24 protein-coding genes are annotated in these 18,781 nt (G+C 38.5%); 23 read left to right on the forward strand and 1 reads right to left on the reverse strand.

The features are described 5' to 3' along the window. The 7 genes from DTOX_RS09210 (at position 1) to thyX (ending at position 5,695) form a co-directional block, all read left to right on the forward strand. The gene (locus tag DTOX_RS09210; RefSeq protein WP_015757427.1) at positions 1-903 is read left to right on the forward strand and encodes a hypothetical protein; all 903 of its coding nucleotides are present in this window, start codon (positions 1-3) and stop codon (positions 901-903) included. Beyond that, the gene (locus DTOX_RS09215; protein WP_015757428.1) at positions 903-1,253 is read left to right on the forward strand and encodes a PDDEXK family nuclease; all 351 of its coding nucleotides are present in this window, start codon (positions 903-905) and stop codon (positions 1,251-1,253) included. The genes DTOX_RS09210 and DTOX_RS09215 overlap by 1 nt, the downstream gene beginning before the upstream one ends. Positions 1,254-1,272: 19 nt before the next feature. After that, positions 1,273-1,740, forward strand: coding sequence for a 4Fe-4S single cluster domain-containing protein (locus DTOX_RS09220; RefSeq protein WP_015757429.1), 468 nt, complete (start codon positions 1,273-1,275; stop codon positions 1,738-1,740). Then, positions 1,718-3,622 carry an anaerobic ribonucleoside-triphosphate reductase gene (locus DTOX_RS09225; RefSeq protein ID WP_015757430.1) on the forward strand — a complete coding sequence of 635 codons (1,905 nt, stop codon included), beginning with the start codon at positions 1,718-1,720 and terminating at the stop codon, positions 3,620-3,622. The genes DTOX_RS09220 and DTOX_RS09225 overlap by 23 nt, the downstream gene beginning before the upstream one ends. Further along, positions 3,585-4,190, forward strand: a complete 606-nt coding sequence (dut, locus tag DTOX_RS09230; protein ID WP_242652576.1) for a dUTP diphosphatase — start codon at positions 3,585-3,587, stop codon at positions 4,188-4,190. The genes DTOX_RS09225 and dut overlap by 38 nt, the downstream gene beginning before the upstream one ends. A 99-nt stretch (positions 4,191-4,289) precedes the next feature. Further along, positions 4,290-5,018, forward strand: a complete 729-nt coding sequence (locus DTOX_RS09235) for a cell wall hydrolase (protein ID WP_015757433.1) — start codon at positions 4,290-4,292, stop codon at positions 5,016-5,018. Positions 5,019-5,041: 23 nt separating this feature from the next. Next, on the forward strand, positions 5,042-5,695 hold the full coding sequence (thyX, locus tag DTOX_RS09240) for an FAD-dependent thymidylate synthase (protein ID WP_015757434.1): 654 nt from the start codon (positions 5,042-5,044) through the stop codon (positions 5,693-5,695). 42 nt (positions 5,696-5,737) lie between these two features. Here thyX and DTOX_RS09245 read toward each other — a convergent pair whose 3' ends face one another. Continuing rightward, the gene (locus DTOX_RS09245) at positions 5,738-6,196 is read right to left on the reverse strand and encodes a hypothetical protein (protein ID WP_015757435.1); all 459 of its coding nucleotides are present in this window, start codon (positions 6,194-6,196) and stop codon (positions 5,738-5,740) included. A gap of 217 nt (positions 6,197-6,413) precedes the next feature. Between DTOX_RS09245 and DTOX_RS09250 the strand changes: the two genes are divergently transcribed. From DTOX_RS09250 to DTOX_RS09310, 16 genes are all read left to right on the forward strand, one after another. After that, positions 6,414-6,686 carry a hypothetical protein gene (locus DTOX_RS09250; RefSeq protein ID WP_015757436.1) on the forward strand — a complete coding sequence of 91 codons (273 nt, stop codon included), beginning with the start codon at positions 6,414-6,416 and terminating at the stop codon, positions 6,684-6,686. After that, positions 6,634-7,152 (forward strand): deoxynucleotide monophosphate kinase family protein, encoded by a 519-nt coding sequence (locus DTOX_RS09255; protein WP_015757437.1) that lies wholly within the window; start codon positions 6,634-6,636, stop codon positions 7,150-7,152. Before DTOX_RS09250 ends, DTOX_RS09255 begins: the two co-directional genes overlap by 53 nt. Next, positions 7,153-7,521 carry a sigma factor-like helix-turn-helix DNA-binding protein gene (locus DTOX_RS09260; protein ID WP_015757438.1) on the forward strand — a complete coding sequence of 123 codons (369 nt, stop codon included), beginning with the start codon at positions 7,153-7,155 and terminating at the stop codon, positions 7,519-7,521. Then, positions 7,508-7,882 carry a hypothetical protein gene (locus DTOX_RS21445; RefSeq protein ID WP_015757439.1) on the forward strand — a complete coding sequence of 125 codons (375 nt, stop codon included), beginning with the start codon at positions 7,508-7,510 and terminating at the stop codon, positions 7,880-7,882. The genes DTOX_RS09260 and DTOX_RS21445 overlap by 14 nt, the downstream gene beginning before the upstream one ends. A gap of 1 nt (position 7,883) precedes the next feature. Next, positions 7,884-8,213 (forward strand): hypothetical protein, encoded by a 330-nt coding sequence (locus tag DTOX_RS21450; protein ID WP_052292923.1) that lies wholly within the window; start codon positions 7,884-7,886, stop codon positions 8,211-8,213. Beyond that, positions 8,203-8,859, forward strand: coding sequence for a phage antirepressor KilAC domain-containing protein (locus tag DTOX_RS21455; protein ID WP_052292924.1), 657 nt, complete (start codon positions 8,203-8,205; stop codon positions 8,857-8,859). The genes DTOX_RS21450 and DTOX_RS21455 overlap by 11 nt, the downstream gene beginning before the upstream one ends. Positions 8,860-8,953: 94 nt before the next feature. Next, positions 8,954-9,088: an SHOCT domain-containing protein gene (locus DTOX_RS24795; protein WP_015757440.1), complete on the forward strand. Its 135-nt coding sequence runs from the start codon at positions 8,954-8,956 to the stop codon at positions 9,086-9,088. Positions 9,089-9,148: 60 nt separating this feature from the next. Beyond that, entirely contained in the window at positions 9,149-9,547 is a 399-nt protein-coding gene (locus DTOX_RS24260; protein ID WP_242652577.1) for a recombinase family protein, read from the forward strand. Next, on the forward strand, positions 9,519-10,766 hold the full coding sequence (locus tag DTOX_RS09275) for a recombinase family protein (protein WP_242652578.1): 1,248 nt from the start codon (positions 9,519-9,521) through the stop codon (positions 10,764-10,766). The genes DTOX_RS24260 and DTOX_RS09275 overlap by 29 nt, the downstream gene beginning before the upstream one ends. Before the next feature lie 903 nt (positions 10,767-11,669). After that, positions 11,670-12,470 carry a hypothetical protein gene (locus DTOX_RS09280; protein WP_015757441.1) on the forward strand — a complete coding sequence of 267 codons (801 nt, stop codon included), beginning with the start codon at positions 11,670-11,672 and terminating at the stop codon, positions 12,468-12,470. A 1,511-nt stretch (positions 12,471-13,981) separates the two neighbouring features. Next, the gene (locus tag DTOX_RS09285; RefSeq protein ID WP_015757442.1) at positions 13,982-14,728 is read left to right on the forward strand and encodes a DUF6883 domain-containing protein; all 747 of its coding nucleotides are present in this window, start codon (positions 13,982-13,984) and stop codon (positions 14,726-14,728) included. A 318-nt stretch (positions 14,729-15,046) separates the two neighbouring features. Beyond that, positions 15,047-15,316 (forward strand): hypothetical protein, encoded by a 270-nt coding sequence (locus DTOX_RS09290; RefSeq protein WP_157862895.1) that lies wholly within the window; start codon positions 15,047-15,049, stop codon positions 15,314-15,316. Positions 15,317-15,561: 245 nt separating this feature from the next. Further along, positions 15,562-16,089, forward strand: coding sequence for an IS630 family transposase (locus tag DTOX_RS24265; RefSeq protein ID WP_042315521.1), 528 nt, complete (start codon positions 15,562-15,564; stop codon positions 16,087-16,089). A gap of 19 nt (positions 16,090-16,108) precedes the next feature. After that, positions 16,109-16,612, forward strand: a complete 504-nt coding sequence (locus DTOX_RS24270; protein WP_242652579.1) for an IS630 family transposase — start codon at positions 16,109-16,111, stop codon at positions 16,610-16,612. Between the two features lie 95 nt (positions 16,613-16,707). Beyond that, positions 16,708-17,142 carry a recombinase family protein gene (locus DTOX_RS09305; protein ID WP_042315621.1) on the forward strand — a complete coding sequence of 145 codons (435 nt, stop codon included), beginning with the start codon at positions 16,708-16,710 and terminating at the stop codon, positions 17,140-17,142. After that, positions 17,099-18,556 (forward strand): IS200/IS605 family element transposase accessory protein TnpB, encoded by a 1,458-nt coding sequence (locus tag DTOX_RS09310; protein ID WP_015757445.1) that lies wholly within the window; start codon positions 17,099-17,101, stop codon positions 18,554-18,556. The genes DTOX_RS09305 and DTOX_RS09310 overlap by 44 nt, the downstream gene beginning before the upstream one ends. Positions 18,557-18,781: the final 225 nt, after the last annotated feature.

Consider the following 18,781-nt stretch of genomic DNA (forward strand, 5'->3'; position numbering starts at 1 on the left):
ATGACATTATTTAACCGGGCTGGAGCCAGGCAACTTCGCGAGGAAGTAGTTGAGAGCCACATTGATAATAAGCTGGCTGATGCAATACTGGAACATTTTAATGAAATCCACTCCATGGAGTTACCAGTGGATTTCGAGATAGAACGAAGTTTATTAAAAGATGAGTTAGATTCAATAAACCGAAAATCTCAGTTTTTCTTCACTAACGAAATGATTACATTCTCACCCTCGTCAGCTTCGAAGTGTGAGCGGGAGCTACTATTTAAAGCCATCAGCACAACCAAGGATAACAACTCCTTTTTCCCTTACCAGCGACGTTGGATGAGAAATGGTACGGCTGTACATGCCGCTGTTCAGAAGGATTTACTCTATGCTGAAAAATACCTGGACAATCCTAAATTTACAGTAGAACGGACAGTAGAAGGTAAGCCAGCCTGGGAAAGAAACATCAAAAAATCTAAACAGTTTAATCATAATGGAGTTAGCTTCCTTATATACGGCATGATGGACGGCATACTAATACACACGCCGACCGCAACCCGGCTGGGCTTTGAGTTTAAAACGAAAAGTACAACTATTTCCGCTGTAGGTTCCTACAAATTAAAAGGGCCGCAATCCTCGCATATAGAACAGTGCGTTGCATATTCACTGCTTTTTGATATTGATGAATTTCTAATTGTCTATGAAAGCCTGGCTAAAGATGGCTGGAATAAAGGCGAGGCAGCAAAACCTGATATGAGAGCTTTTCATGTGACCGTAACTGATAATGACCGAGAAGCATTACTGGATAAATTGGCGGCAGTAGCACAGGACTTTTATTTAGACCAGATGCCGGAGGGTAACTTTAGTAAGTGTATTTTCTGTACCTATAAAGAAAGCTGTGATTTAGCGAGGGCCAGTTAATGGCTCGAACTAACTACTCTCGCGGCTATGAAACTGAACGAAAAATCATGCAAGAGCTGGCAGAGCAGGGCTTTTTAGTCCTTCGCTCTGCTGGCTCCCACGGTAAGATTGATGTCCTGGGTTTACGGCGTGACCGGATAGTGGCGGTACAGTCGAAACGGACAAAAAAGTTTACCATATCGGTCTACAAAAAAGAAATCGCAGCTATCCAAGATATAATCTCAACTTACAAACTGGATAACGTGGATTTTGAGTTTTGGGTATGGGTAGACCGGCAAGGCTTTAAAAAGTGGCAAGTTAGTCCAACAGGTATGATACCAATTAACCAATCAACTAAATCAAAAAGTTAGTTTGAGGGGGAATAGTGCTGTGAAAGTTCGGATTGGTGGGCTAAACGAAATGAGCTTAATTGATGCCGAAGGACTTATTGCCTACAGCATATTTATTCAAGGATGCCACCGTAGGTGCGAGGGTTGCCACAATCCAAGTCTGCAACCTTTTGAGGGTGGCGAGGAAATGGATACCAGCGAAATTATAGATGAAATCTGGCGTAACCGTGATTACTACGAGTCTGTGGTGTTTGTTGGTGGTGAGCCATTAGACCAGCCGGAATCCTTAAAGGAACTGTTAAAATTCGTAAACGGTACAAATATGGAAGCCTGGCTGTATACTGGCTATTACTCAGATGAAATACCCGCTGATATTTTCGAACTTGCTGATGTTATCGTGGCCGGGCCATATATCGAAAAGTATAAAACTAACGGATTTCCGGCCAGTGCCAATCAAGTAATTATTGACAACAGGGGGTCTAAAAATGAAACTATCGGCAACATTTGAACCTGGCTTTGATAAGCTCTACAGCAAATTCGCCAGCGACCCTGTAGGACTCCAGTTGCTTGATATTGAGGGGATTTCTCCTCGCAAGGTAGATGTTGGGCAAATGTCCCATGACTATTTTACCAAACGTCTGGCTGATGCTTCAGTTGATGTGAACGCTAATGCTAATGAGGAACTATCGGCCAACAACTACCAGGCCGAAGTAACCAAAGGTATTCTCAAGCTGGAAGGATATTATCTGCTCTGGCGGTACTCGAAAAAGAGATTCGGTATACGCCGGGCCAACGAGTTAATTAAAGCTATATGGGATGGTGAGTTATATTTCCACGATGCCAGCGGGCATGGAGTGATCTTGCCGTATTGTTTTGCGTATTCTACCGCTAACCTTATGGTGGAGGGCAGGAAATATGGTCAGCTTCACAGCCTGCCGCCAAAGCGTTCAGATTCCTTCGTGGCTCAGGTTATCGAAACCACAATGGATTTATCGCAAGAATTCGTGGGGGCTGTGGCTCCTGGTGATTTTATTGTTAACCTCTGCTGGTACTTAGAACGTGAGGCCGTTGACCCGTGGGCAAGCGAGGGCCGGAAGTATATTGAGAATCAGTGGCAAAAATTCGTGCATGTGATGAATAACAAGTTCAGAGTATCGGGACAGAGTCCTTTTACTAATGTGAGTATATTCGATAAGGAAAACCTTAGAAAGCTATTCGCTGATTACCATTACCCGGACGGCTCCGAAATAAACCTTCATTATATTATGGAAGTGCAAAAGATTGTGGCAGAGTCATTTTCAAAAGGCGAACCAGCAACGGGCCTGCCTTATAGGTTCCCTGTTATGACAGTAAATTTATCAGTTGATAAAAACAGAGTGCCGCTGGACAGTGACTTCCTGGACTTTGTTGCACGTACAAATACTGGACTAGGCGTATATAACATTTACGCCAACGAAGGCAGTAAGATTGCAATGTGCTGTCGCTTCGTAAACGATACTGAGCGAATGAGCTATCGGGCCGACAGCTTTGGTAATGGTGGGGTTAATATTGGCTCCCACCGAGTAGTTACCATTAACCTTCCGAGGATAGCACTGGAAGCAAAAGGAATAGATGATTTTTACCAAATCCTCGATAAACGAGAAAAAATGGCCAGGGATTTATTGCTAGTACACCGTGAGGAAATACTGCAACGAAGGGTAAGACGAGGATTCCTGAAGTTCTTTGAGCCGCTAACCTGGTTTAAGTTGGACATGCTTTTCTCTACCATCGGAATACACGGGCAATATGAAATGTGCCACTTTATGGGCTTACCGATGGAAAGTCGCCAGGGGCAGGAGTTTACCGAAAATGTTTTAAAAAGGATTGACCAATTTGCTGTAGACTTCTCGCTAGAAACGGGCCACAGCTTTAATACTGAGGAAATTCCAGCAGAATCCACTGCCGTAAGCCTGGCGAAAAAAGACCAGCTAATCTTTGGAATAAACAAGCAACCCTTCGCTTTATACAGTAACCAGTATATACCGCTTATTGCCGATATGGGGGCGATTGACCGCATTAAGCTGACTGGTCAATTTATGAAACACGTTTCTGGTGGTGGAATATTACACCTTAATGTTCAAGACCGAATTACCAATCCAGAAACAATGAAAAAGTTAATCCTCATGTCTCTAAAAGAAGGCGTGGAACATTTTGCCATCAACTATGGCTTCGGGGTATGTGGTAATGGCCACACCACTGTTGTTGGAAACGGGAGAACTTGCCTAATATGTGGTGGCCCAATACAGGATTATCTTACCCGTGTTATCGGATATTTTTCTAAGGTATCGGCCTGGGGCGAGGTGCGAAAAGACTATGAGTTTGGCAGACGAAATTTTAACCAGAGTGCTTGACCGACCTTTCGATAATGAAAGGCTGGCCATAAAAAATAATTTAGGAGGCGACATTATGATGGAGAATACCAGCAGCAATTTTGTAACCTTGGTTTTTGTTAAAAAGCTACACCAAGATGCCATAATTCCGGTAAGACAGACTGAATTATCAAGTGGCCTGGACTTATATGCTGTAGATGTTGCTTCCTGCGAATACCCAAATATGCCTTATGACGATACTTTTACCTTTTATGAATTGGAACCGGGCGAGAGGGTACTGGTCAAGACGGGTCTGGCTCTGCAAATGCCGGAAGGCATGGAAGCACAGATAAGACCGAGAAGTGGTATGGCTTTAAAGCGTGGTGTTACTGTAGGGAACTCACCAGGGACAATAGACCGTGATTTCACTTCAGACATCGGAGTTATCCTGGTTAACCACGGTGACGAGGTGTATTTAATAAGGAAGGGAGACCGCATTGCTCAACTGGTATTCCAGAATGTGCTGCATGATGTTGAACTTGTGGAAGCTGAAACCTTGGATAAAACCGGGAGAGGAGAGGGAGCTTTTGGTTCAACAGGACAAGCCTAAGACCGTTATTGACGAGTTAAAGGAATCGTGGGGCTACCTGATTATAACAGCTATAATGCTTACGGGTTATTTAATGATGTATTTTGACAGGAGGTAGAAATGCTGAGAAATATCACGGGTTTATTCGTGGCAGGATTAATATTAACATTTTTATGGGTGGCCAATCCAGCAGAGGCTTATACCTGGAACAGTATTACAAACACCCGTTTTATTTATTACAACTATAACTACGGTTATTTTGAACAAATGCCGCCACTAACAGCAACTAAATCTGCATATAGCGGTAACGCCGCTTCATATACGGTGAAGTGGGGAGATAGTCTCTGGCTTATATCGCAAAAACTGGGTGTTTCAATAAACTCGTTAAGAACAGTAAATAGTTTATGGAACGACAATCTTTATCCTGGGGAGGTGCTTTATTATGTTAAATCAACTAATCAATCATCTACTGGAACAACTTCTCAGAAGGCTTTTACGCAGAGTGATATTGATCTGATGGCAAGAGTAGTTTATGCCGAAAGCCGGGGCGAACCTTATAAAGGTCAGGTGGCTGTAGCTGCTGTAATAATTAACCGTTTAAACAATCCTAACTTTCCTAAAACAGTGTATGAAATAGTTTATCAACCTTGGGCATTTAGTAGCACTATAGACGGGCAAATTTACTTAACGCCGGATTCTATCGCATATAAAGCGGTGTACGACGCAATCAATGGATATGACCCGTCCTATGGTGCTTTATTTTTCTATAACCCTGCTCTTTCAACAAGTACATGGATTTTTACCAGGCAGGAGACTGTTCGAATTGGCAACCATATTTTTGCCAAATAACTAACTTACAGGAGGACGAGCAAATGAAGGTAACACTTATAGAAAATACTTCACCTCTGGCCGTAGTGAAAGCGACAGCCATGCCGTACCAAAGTAAGGAAAGCCTCGATGTTGTGGGCCGGGTGTGGGATAGCGGGTATCGTAGTGTGGCCAGGCATGGAACAGCCTCTTTTCTGGTGGAAGGAGTTAGCCAAAGTTTACTCCGGCAGTTAAGCCGCCACCCGCATATTAACTTAACCGTGAAATCCTCGCGGTACTGCGATATGGCCGAGGTGGAAACAGTTATACCTCCGTTTATTAGCATGACTGACCGATTTGAGTTTAACGATGACTACGAAAAAATAATGTGTATATATAAGAAGTGGGCCAGCCGCGAGGCTTACAGCCGTGGCCAACGCCAGGAACTGGCCAAGCTGATGCTGCCACTCGGAAGCACTACTAATTTAGTGCTTTCCGGCAACTACCAAGCCTTATACGAATTTATTCAACTTCGACTTTGTGTGAGAGCTGAGTGGGAGATTCGAGAACTGGCACAGCAGATAAGAAATATGCTGGTTGATATTATGCCGGTGATATTCGAGAGGATGGGTTGTAAGGGTGATGAACTGAGGTACTGTCCAGAGATTAACGGGGGATATCGTAAACATCCAATAATGCATCTAAGTAAAAAATGCTAGGAATCAACATTATTATGTAACATTCAAAAATTTATATTGTATTTATAATGAATCCCAAATAGATTTTCCCATTCTTTGTAGTTTAATATTCTCTATAAGGTTAATGTTATCCATAAAGTTCATGTTGTAATTCAATGCTATTTGATTATTATCAGCTTCTAAATCAAAATGCAACTTATCAATGTCATCAATAGTATTAATAGAAATATTGTAAGTATCACAAATAATCTTATGAAATATGTTATCAGCTGTAACAATAATAATTTCGGTATTTTTATCACCAGATGCCCCGAATAAATTTATAGGGTAAATAACTTGAATATTAGATATGTTTTCTAATTTTGGTTTTATTATTCGGTCAAATTCCCAGAGTTTAATGGGTGAAATTAATAGTGGTGGGCATATACGATCAAAATTAGAGAAAACCAATTCCATATCTTCTATAGTTACCATGATATTAGCACCTTTCCAAATTTTAATATTTACTATTAATTCGCGCAATATAAACAATGTCCTCTTTTATAATAATACTTTTTAAAAAATTATTAATTGTTGTAGGTGCTCTATCTTTTTTCAGTAGGTTTCTAACATTACTTTTAAAATCAGTCGCATTTTGTCAATTAAATGCTCTATATCTTGTGAGATACCGAAATAATAAAAATTGTATATCGGATTAAATATAACAAATTACCATAACAGTGCAATTGGAGGAAATACCGTGGGAGAACTCATTAACTTCATAGATTACCAGGCTAAAATAGAAAAGGAATTTAACGGTTTAATGACTTCCATAGAGGAGAAAGCACGCGAGAATAACCGAACCTTGGAGGACGAGTTGGCCGAGCTATGTCCAATAGAGCAGGAATATTACAACCACCTAACCAAAACTCTGGAGGTTCTAGAACTCTGGGAAAAGTCTGAACAGCGGAGGCTAAAAAATGAAAATAGCACTGACCGGCAGGATGCGAAGCGGCAAAGATTTGGTAGGTGATTATCTGGTAACACGATACTGCTTTACCAGATATGCCTTGGGAGACGGAGTACGATTGGTGTGTAGGCTACTTTACCCGGAAGCTGTGGCAGAAGGTAAACCCCGTCAACTTTACCAGGCTGTTGGACAAGGTTTGCGTAGTATCGACCCAAACGTGTGGATTAAATATGTGTCCAGGAATATTGCACAGGATGGACTAGAGGACATTGTTATTACCGATGTCAGGCAGCAAAACGAGGTGGACATGCTACGCCGGGCCGGGTTCATCATTGTAAGGGTTAATGCCAGTTGTCAAACACGGCTCAAACGAATGGTAGCATGTGGTGATATTTTCGATATGGCCGACTTAAACCATGAAACTGAACTTCATATTGATACCTTTGCCGTGGACTACGAAATATTTAATGACGGAGATATGGAGGGTCTTTACCAACAGATTGAGCGGTTACTAAAGGAGGCGGCGTGAATGGGCGGTGGCAAAATTGACCTGCGAAGTAAAACGAAAAGGCTGGAGGACGCTTACCCGGTAGACACGCCTAAAGGAGTACATGCGTTACTCTCGCAGATTCATTATATCCGCGAGGGCCGCTTTACCAGGGGCGACTATGATGCCAGCATACTCCTGATAGATTTTGAGCAATCAATGGAAGAAGCAAGATTGACCGCAAGGCAAAGGCAGATTATCAAGATGGTGTTCGAATTAGATTTGTACCAGGATGAAGCTGCAAATATTTTAGGTATTACCCAGCAAGCTATCAGTGACCATGTTAAAACTTTAGTATGCAAGATTGCCAGAATAAATAAACAGAAGGAGGAATTGTATGTATGCGGGTAGGTTTCTGCCGGGTACGGATTATATTAGGTCTTTTCGTTTGGCTGTTGATAAACTAATATCTACCAAGATGCCGGTGGCCTGGCGTATTAAATCTATAGAGGATTTGACCGATGCCTATATTGCACAGACAGGCGAAATACCTGATAGTGAGCAGCTTACCCGGTTGGCTAATTATATACTGCAAGACGATTTTTCCGAAAGGTTACCGGATAAAGTGAGCTGCACGGAGTATCCAATTTTAAGTCGGGGACAGTATAAACTGCGGCTTAGACGAGAAAAGGCAAGTGGTGAAATGGCGAACCATACCAGATGTAAAAAGCCGGGTAAAAGCAGGAAAAAAATTTTAAGGGAGGCATTTTAAAATGGCAAATATCTCATTAAAAGGTTATGGTGAAAGCGATAAAAACATTGGTCAGGTTTGCTTAAATTCTGAGGAGATACTGGAATCACGTTCAATTCGTGATAAATACGCCAGTCGGGTAGAAGTCTTAGATAAGGTAAAGAAACTCTCAATGCTGCCGGATGATATCCATGTTACCATTGAGATGGCAGCTAATTATTATGAAGTTGATAGTGAAACTATTAAAAAGATTACCCAGAGACACCGTGAAGAATTAGAGTCCGACGGGCAAAAAATTATTAAAGGCCAGGAATTGCAAAGCCTCAGAGGTGGTTGGGGACATGGTCCCTGACCTCAAATATGCTCCTTCGTTAACCATCATACCCCGCCGTGCCATACTTCGCATCGGTATGTTACTCCGAGATAGCGAGGTGGCTAAAACTGTAAGAAGTTATTTGTTGAACGTAGAAGAACGGGCATCCGCTACACAAAGACAACAGGCTATGGAAGATGAAATTAACAGGTTTAAAGAAGCTTTCTTTACTCCTGATAACTTACGAAATATAGCCGCAACTATGGAGGAGAACGTATCGCTAAAAAAAGAGAACCAACTACTGATTGAGGAAGTCAAAGTATTAACTCCCAAGGCAAACCGTTTTGATTCATTCCTCAGTTCTAAGAACTCCCATAGGATTGGAGTTATGGCTAATACATTTGGTATCCCTGGCCTGGGACAGAACAATATGTTCCAATATTTAAGAGATAAAAATATTCTCTTCAAAAAGAATGGTGTAAACCAACCTTATAGGAAGTATATAGAAGCTGGATATTTTGATGTTATTTGGAGTTCAGTAAATAGTGGGAACATGGAAGTAGCCGTTACCCTGGTAACTCCCAAAGGGGTTAACTTTATCTTTGGTGAGCTTGTTAAAGACGGATATATTGATGAGTATGGCGAAATCCTTACTGCTCCTGAACAAGAAGTAGCCTCAATATAACTATATATAATAGGAAGCGATTTTTTTAAAGGGAGGCCACGAGCCTCCCTGACAGGTTAGGGATACTACTATAATATGTAGGGGGAGATTGCTCATGGACAACAACATCAATTATAAATTGAGTCTACATATTTTAAATACCCTAAAAAAGTTAAACCTGATAACCGAGAAGGAGTATATTGCCATAGATAAAGAAAATAAGAAATCCTTTGAGATTAGACTTGATTAGCACCCCAACCGATTATAACATGAGTGTGCAAAAAGGATATATTGGAGACGGAGGATCTCTATGGCAAAAGCTGCAAAGAATATTACAGTGATTCCTGCCAGGCCAGCTAGAATGGCCGATGGGTTACCTCAAAATGCTAAGAAACGGGCTTGTGCATATTGCAGGGTAAGCACCGATTCTAAAGAACAGGAAAATAGCTACGAATCTCAAATTGCATATTACACCGATTACATTAAGAAAAGAATCGATTGGGCATATGTAGATGTTTATGCCGATGAAGGGATTTCCGGTACTACAACAAAAAATAGAGATGAATTCAATAGAATGATTAAAGACTGTGAGGCCGGTAAAATAGATATTATCATCACAAAGTCTATCTCCAGGTTTGCCAGAAATACTTTGGATTGTTTAGGGTATGTGAGGAAGCTACGTGATAAAGGGATTGCTGTTTTTTTTTGAGAAAGAGAATATCGATACCATGGATACCAAAGGGGAAGTTCTACTGACAATACTTAGCTCGCTGGCACAAGATGAAAGCCGTAATATTTCTGAAAACTGTAAATGGGGTATCATAAGGCAGTTTCAGAGCGGCAAGGTTTTAGTAAATACTGCGAGATTTCTTGGTTATGATAAGGATGAAAATGGCGAGTTAGTTATCAATAACGAGGAAGCAAAAATAGTTAAACGTATTTTCAATGAATATCTGGAAGGTAAAAGTTATCAAGCAATAGCTAACGGGCTGATGAGGGATGGTATTAAGACTGGTACTGGCAATAGTAAGTGGTGGGACTCCACAATATCAGGAATACTAACTAATGAGAAGTATCACGGTGATGTACTATTGCAAAAGACTTACACTGTTGATTTTTTGAACCATAAGCGAATAAAAAATAATGGGATAGCTCAGCAGTTTTATATTGAACAAAACCATGAGCCGATTATATCAAGGGATTTATATGATAGGGTGCAGGATGAAAAGGAACGCCGGGCATTATTAAAAGGTAACTTGGTTGGTAACCGGCATAAGTATTCCAGTAAGTATGCTTTCAGTAGCAAGGTATTCTGCGGTAAGTGTGGTAACATTTTTAAAAGGCGTACCTGGAATAGTAATAAAAGTAAATATAAAAAAGCGGTATGGCAATGTAAAACTTATGTTGTTGATGGCAGGGGTGCCTGCGATGCTAAAGCGGTAGATGAGCAGGTTTTAATGGATGCTTTTGTAAGGGTGTTTAATAGGATAAATGAAAATAAGGATGGGTTCATCAAGACACTGAAGGATAATATAGAGAAAGTGTTGGCTGAAACAGCATCTAATCAGTTAATTGAGGAGCTTGAAAGTAAAATAGAAGTTTTAAAGGATGACTTGAAAGGGCTGGTTAAACTTCAGGTTAGGAATAGCATTGATGATGCGGTATATAACGAAGAATATATTAGAATATCGAGTGAACTTGATGAACTGAGAGAGCAGCGGGCCGAGTTTGACAGGCAGAATAATATCAGGAACGATTACCGGGAAAGGCTGAATGTGATTATTGAAACACTGAATGGTTGGCAGGGCTTGCTTGTGGAGTTTAGTGATGAAATATTTAATGCGTTGGTTGAGAAAATAGAGGTCATCTCGCCAACGCATTTTGTTTTTATATTGAAAAGTGGGATGCGGGTGGAGGAACATATATAGTATATACAATAAGGAACGCTTCGAAAAGTTTAATAGTAAAACAATAATGCGTTGGTTGAGAAGATAGAAATTCTCTGGCCAACGTATTTTTCTTTTAGTTAAGAAGTGAAGATGTGGATAAAAATGAACAAATGTTACCTACATATAGGTTATATCACTTTAACAATAACTTGATTAAATGTATTATATCATATAAAAAATTAAGCTCTATATCATAGTCCAAAATAATATACTTTAGAAAATATATGTTTTTGTATTTCTAATTACTATTTTTTTTGAGGGAAAATTCAGCATTATTGTGTAAAACCTTAAAGGTATTTTATTAGTTTTTGTAGAATGAAAAAGTAATATATGGTAAGCAAGGAATTATTTTTGCTTATCTTTTGAATAATATGCCGAGATAGAGCCATCGTTCCGATTTGCGAGAGCCACCTTGTGCATGAAATAGAGCCAGCATGGTACTCTTGAGAGCCACCAGCTTTCCGGGCAAGTTGCACAGCTAGAACTAGCTGATGGACACTGCCGCATTATGGACAACCTTCCAGGTTGCCCATAATGCTTGGATAACGTTTCACGTTATCCACACTGACCACAGCCACTACGGATAAACCCAAATACAATAATAATAAATAAATTATGTTATTTTAAATAATTGCCTTGACCAGGTGGCTCTTGCATATGAACACTGTGGCTCTATTTGATGCACATAGTGGCTCTCAACAATCGGAACGGTGGCTCATTTCCATCGTAATATTCATCTTTTAAATTATCTAAAACTTTATTAGCTATTTGCGAAAACATTATATGTATTAAGCTTATCAAAACACTATAAGACATTTTAATCTATTCTAATTAGAAATTATGAATTATTTTTTATCTCAAAGTATGGGGTGAACATTATATATGAGTAGTGAACATTGGAAAATAATACTAAACATTGTTAAAGTTTTTACAGCAATAATAACATTGTTAATAACTATAATTACATTTTATTTTAATTTTAGCAAAGAGATTAAGAGCACACTTGGAATAGAAGATGTTACTATAAATAAAGAAAAGGATAATCATGGTGTGAGCCAAGAGAAAAATACAGAAGATAATAATGATACTCCAAAAACTGATAAGAAAATAAATAATGAAATGGATTCGAATAAACAAATACAAGGTTTATCAGGTACACAACCGTCGTCTACTACCAAAAATCAGATCGATTTATCATCTGATACAAAAACAACAACTCTAAATAATCACGATTATGATGATATAGGGTATTTTGATATAAATATTAATGGTATAAAATATACTTATGAACCTGATATGCCCTTTTCATACTTTACCGATTGGGAATGTTATCTAAATAGCAACAGGCACCAAGATAGTAGTCACTTTTCAATTAAGTTACCCTCAGATGTAAAAACTGGTGACTCATTTGAAATTAATAGTGAACATGTTGATATCTGGGATGCCTCGCTGTCAGTTACATATTGTAATAAAAATAATGAAATATATGTATTTGGGTACCCATTGGGGAGTTCTGGAGGACAACATTTTAGTAGTAATGTAATAATAGAAATAACACAATGGAATGGGATGGATGGTTTTGCATACGGAACTTTTATTGGTCAAATAAAACTTACAGAAAATGATATAATTAATTTTACAAATGGGCGTTTTAAGATTAAAATTCAGTCGTCAGGATTTTAAACGAATTTTTACAAGGTGGTAAACGGATCATCTTCAGACTTTACCGTTGTTATTTGGCACATCAGGAGACTGTTTCAAAAGTCCCGAATTCAAAATATAAATACAATATATTGATAGATATAAGATAATTTAATATGTATTGAATCATACAAATAAAAAAGCTATTTTTGAAGTGCTCTCCTGAATACGAAGGAAAATGGTACAGGCTTATATGGTTATCAACTTGTAAAAGTATTGGTAATAGACATAACTCAAGCATTATGATAGATACTGGGCGAGAGGAACTACCCTCCATATTAAATGTAAGATGAGTGAGGATTGTACAGAATAAGAACGAAGAACAGGGAAAGATTATTCTATCCCTTTCGCCGTCTCGACACATGTGGAGACGGTAATAAGGATAGAACGCTGAAAGCCTTGTAATTAGCAGTCTGTGTGGTTTTTAGATCTTAAATTTTGGTAGTAAGGAATTTGTGATCATCGCTGTGAAACGAGGAAAAAAACTGGGGGAGTTGTGTGCCCTGCCTTTTTTATATGTATGGGAGAGATTAATTTTATGACAAAAAACAGATCCATAACCTTATTATATTACTTATTTCGACAATATGTACTTATTGCAGAATATGAGGAATCATGTTATATTTTGTTTGGATTTTTGTCCAAATATTCCTTAAAAAAATAAGTAATGAATTATTTTAAAGCATTTGTTTACTAATGCTTTATTTACTATAGCTATGTCAAATAATTTCGCAGCAAGAAGTGTATTAAGTGTTATTGTCCACGAGAGCTCTGTGAAATTATTTTTTGTATTAGGGGTGTAAGCCATATTTTTAAAATTTACCTTAATGATTTATCTCGTACGATATATTAGCGTGGTGTATTCTGCGAATAGTCTTTTAATGTTGGTTAAATAGGGTTATTGTAGCAAATTCACATAATTCGTATTAAATTAAGGAGGTGATAATATGGTTCAATATCAAAAAATGCCACGCTATCCGCCTAAATGGGCAAAATGTAATAGTGGCTCGGTAGGTATATCTGGGAATCGTTTGACCCCGCTCCCACAGTAGTGACCTAGCCTAAACCACTATTATATCATTATAGTATGTGCATTTAAGAATTACAATATTCTGTTTGGTTCAGAGGTACTGTCAACGAAATGACAAAAGACTGGTAATCTATGAAGGTAATTGAGTAGAATTTTTATGCTATGTTTGCTTATGCTTAATTTGAGTATAGCAGTGCCAAATGCATTTTGCAGCTAGAAAGGTAATAAGTTGTTCCTGCATATAACGGAGTTTTTGTATAATGGAAATTCCTGCTTGACACCCTGAAATTTACAGGAAATTATATTAATGTTGTGCAAGTAATAGTGGATTTGGTGGACAACTGGATATATAGTTAGGGTTGACAACCAAGTGCCCTTATTTAGCCGTTCATAACCACTATTACATTCTATTTTTTTTAGTTAATTTTAACTGCCAAAGATACATTTTTAGGGAGGTTTTATGATGAGAAGAGTTAAGCAAAAAATAAGTTTTTTATTGATACTTGTTTTTTTAGTTAACTTGTTGTTACCAGGCGTGGGTGCGCTAGCTACTGAATCAACAAACGAATTTGTAGTTCCTGGTGGCAATGAACAGAATCTTATATCTCCGGACGCGTCTAATTGGGGAAATCAAACCAGTACATCGGAATCAAATGCAAATTCAAATAGTCAATTAAATAGCAGTAATGAAGAGAAAATAACTAATGAGATCTTAGAAGATGTTGATAAGTCAAATTCCATAATTGAAACGCAATATTATCAAGCTATTTCCCAGGCCATAATAAATGCCGCAACAAAAATTGCCCAATCAAATGGATGGAACGCTCTTGTTAGATGGGCAAATAAGTATGGTGATAAGGCGTCTCGAATTGTAACCATAGCCGGAATAAGAGCTCTTGGACCTTCTTCTCCTTATGTTACTTCAGATAAAGTAAGATATTTATTAACTGATCCAGGAAAATATAAGGGATTTAATAAATTGGGTTATACTTTAAAAAACTTTAATTCTTTAAAGGATCTTGCTTATAAGCAAGGTAAAGGATTGGGGAAATCTGGATGGATTGAGGATAAATACGGCTATAAATATACTTTAGCAAGAACTATTACAGGGCCAAATGGAATAAAAGGAAGGGTAACTACATGCTGGCAATGCGATTGGGGAACAAGAACTCCAAGGTTTATTACTGGCTGGGCAGAACCATTTAAATAGAATTGATAGATAGGAAGTGATTTTATTACATTATTTACGGATAAAAAGATTCTTAGGACAAATAATTACAATCTTGAAGTTTTATGGGGCCTAGATGTAGATCTTTCAAGATTACAATTCTTATTTCCTAATAATAATTTTTTTCTTGACACAAATAAATATGTAGACAAAGGACCTTATTGTCAGTTAAATTTACACCATAATAACGTGAAGTTATGGTCTTCAATTTTTTATTCAGAAGTGTATACAAAACCGGAATGTGCTTTAGACTATGATCATAATTATGTGCATGTTGTTTATGGAAAAGTGTTTTATACTTTGGGTTTGTTAGATGGTGTGTTAAAGAACCAATATAGATATCAATACCCTTTAAGTAAAATTCTCTACGATAGGAGTATAGGGCAAATATTTATATTGGCCGAAACCGATGTAATATGTTTTGATTATCAGGGTAAAGTCATTTGGTGTTTCAGTTACAAAGATTTACTTAAAGATATTTTAATTAAAGGTGCAATATTAGAACTACATGAATGGGATGGTAAAAAGCATAGATTATCTATTGCCACGGGTAAACTTTATATGATATAGATTACAATATCTGGAAGTCTGTAGCTGATTAAATGTTACTGTAAGTGCTATTAAATTCCAATTTTACCGGTGCAGTTATTTAACATTTGGTTGTACAAAATGCTAATAATGAGATACTAAGTAATATGATGATTTAGTATCTCATTATTTTTCAACTACCTATATAGAAACGATTAATAAAGTAATGGTAATTTTTACTCCTATCCTGTAAAATAGAATCAAGTGTGGGGAGGGGTATTATTACCATGAGGAAATTGCATTTAAACAATCCACAAAATTTAACCATTGAGGATTTGAATAAGATAAAAAGAGAAACACCATATAAACTAAGATGCAGAGTTCAAGCTGTTATTCTTGTCATGAAAGGGAGACAAGCAAAGCAGATTGCCGAATATCTTGATATAAGTGAACAAACCATAAGAAAATACGTTGCTTACTTTAATGAAGGTGGAGTTGAAAAACTGCTTCATGTATCAAAAAAACCGGGAAGACCGCCAAGGCTAACCAATGAACAAAAAGAAGAGGTCAAAGAGGTACTGAAAAAATCACCATCAGAGGTTGGTTTTAGTACCCATACTACTTGGAATTGTAAAACCCTCGCTGCTTACATTCATGATACATACGGCATTAAATATACATCAGATGGTGTTTGGCGCATGCTTCTTAAGATGGATTTTCGTTATAATCGTCCCACTTATGTATTAGCCAAAGCTGATCCGGAAAAGCAAAAAGCTTTTCAAGATGAGCTGGAAGAGTTAAAAAAATCTCACTGAATGTGAAATACTCCTATATGTGGATGCATCTCACATTAGGGACTATCAAGGTTTACAACGAGCATGGTTCCCAAAAGGTGAGCAAAAAAAGATTAAGACCTATGGACACCATGCAAAAGTTACATTATACGGTGCTTTAAACTACTATACGGGTAAAGTTTTTTGTGTAAATTATGACAAAATTGATGCAGAAAAATTCAAAGATTTTCTTGAAAAATTGGTATCACATTTTTTAAAAGATGACATTTCTAAAATTTACATTGTTCTTGATAATGCAAGAGTTCATCATGCAAAACTACTTAAAGACTTTTTAGACGAGCATAAGAATCATCTGTTTTTGAAATTTCTTCCACCTTACTCACCCAATCTGAATTGCATAGAAGAGTTATGGAAATGGTTAAAAAATACAGCTATTTATAATCGCTTTCATAAAAATGCTTCAGAAATTCAAAAATCTGTTGACTCGTTTTTAGAGGAAATCAAATGCTGTTCGGAAGATGTGAAAAAGAGACTTTGCGTTTAATTTATAGCGATATTTATTATTTCGGTTCTATATAGAAAACTAAATTAATATCAAAAACCTGCCATAATATGATATAATTTTGGCAGGTGATTAGGATGGAAAACCATATAAGTATTGGCAAATCAGTTAAATATTTAGGGGTTAGTATTAATACTTTACGTGTTTGGGAAAAGAAAAAGATATTAGTTCCGGAAAGAACTCCTACTGGTCATCGCCGCTATAAAATGTCCCAAGTAGAATCCTTTGAGGGCAAAAAATATAGCCGAATTCAAAATACCGTATTTCTCTACGCCAGGGTATCTACACGAAAACAGGCTGATGCCGGGAGTCTTGATCGACAAATAGGAAGGCTTACTGAATATGCATCAAATAACAAATATGCTATTCAGGCTGTTTTTCGTGATATTGCCAGTGGTTTAAATGGAAAACGTGGCGGCAGAGCAGCAAAAAAGTTGGCAAAGGTCATTGAAAGTGAGGTGACTGCCAGTGAAGACAACGTCGATGGGGATAATCCCGGAACCGACACCTAAACAGAAAGAATACATTGATAACCTCATGGATCGTTACTGTGCCGCAGTTCGTTGGGCATTTAAAAGACTGCTGGACGGATGGAAAGTACAGGACATTCGTATAACTGTACAAGGAAAGTTCAGACTTAACTCCCGGCAGGCTAACGATGCAGTATATGATGCCCAGACCACAATCAAAAGCCAATATGAATTAGTGCAGATGCACTATGAAAACGCCAAAGCAAAGGTTGAATTTACAGAAAAGCGTATCGCCAAGGCTAAATCACCGGCTAAGATTGCCAAACTGCAAAAACGGTTAGAAAAGGAACAGCGTAAACTGGCCTTCTGGCAAAAGCACCTGGATAACAATACTTTTCCGCCTGTTGTATTCGGAGGAAAGAAGCTCTTTCAAGAGCGCTGCAAAGGCAATATTACCATAGAAGAGTGGCAGGAAGTCAGAAGTAACCGTTATCTGTCACGGGGAGATAAAACCAAAGGCGGCAACCTAAATACCCGCATATACAAAGGCCAAGACCAAATCTATCTTGATATAGCCGCCGACCCGGTACAGAAAGGGAAATCCGTTCGGTATAACCGCATAACGGTGCCGATCTATTTAGCTCAAAAGCCATCGAAAAAGACCGGCAAGATTAACGGTATCAACTACCGGCAAATGGTTTTGGATTATCTTAAAACAGGCAGTGCCTATCAGGTAGAAATCCTCCGCAGAGACGGGAAATATTACGTCCATGTGAGTATTGAAGAAGAAGTTCCGATGCCATATAACCATAAGGGTGCGTTTGGTGTAGACACCAACCCGGACGGATTAGGCGTAACCCAGGTAGACTATCTGGGGCAATACCGGGGCAGTGAATGGCTGGGTCAAGGCGAATGGGCTTATGCCAGAACAAACCGGAGAAATAACCAGACCTGTGAAATGGCTAAGAAAGTGATCCTCCAGGCTAAAGAAAAAGGTTACGCCCTGGCGGTAGAGGACTTGAAGTTTAAAAATGACAAGTCCGTAACGGCCAAGTTTAACCGAATGAGTCACAGTTTTGTCCGGTCAAAGTTTCTAAAAGCAGTTGACCGGAGTGCTGCCCGTGAGGGAGTGCCGATATTAAAGGTAAAACCGGCTTTTACTTCAGTCATAGGCATCCTAAAATACCAGCACATGTACGGCATAGCTGTTCACGAAGCGGCAGGCTATGTCATAGCCCGGCGTGGCTTGGGCTTTGATCATGAGAAGATACCCAAGATATTGCTTGATAAACTGGTTAAAAAGAAACCTGAATTTAAACAAATGGCAAATTGGAAACAATGGTCAGCAGTTAAAAAGTCTGTGCTGGCCAAGATTAAAAAAATCACGAAAAGGAAGAAGGTGAATAGCCTGGTTTCATGGCAGATTCACCGGAAAAATGTGTTAGGTATAGGTTAATCCCTTTGCTATAAATTTTGCGGGCGGCACAGTACACGCAGCGAAAGGCTGTTGCCGCAAGTCAGAACCCAGGCGGAGGTAACACCTTCTCCGGTTAGTACGCTCGCTTTAAGCAGTGGCGGGGAACTCTTTTAGAGGAGACCACCCGGAACATAGGCGAGAGCCTATGGCCTAGAAGTTGAATCCTGTGACACTGCCACCCGTTTGTCGAACGGGTGAAAAAAC

It is taken from the genome of Desulfofarcimen acetoxidans DSM 771, from assembly GCF_000024205.1.
Taxonomy (GTDB): Bacteria; Bacillota; Desulfotomaculia; order Desulfotomaculales; family Desulfofarciminaceae; genus Desulfofarcimen; species Desulfofarcimen acetoxidans.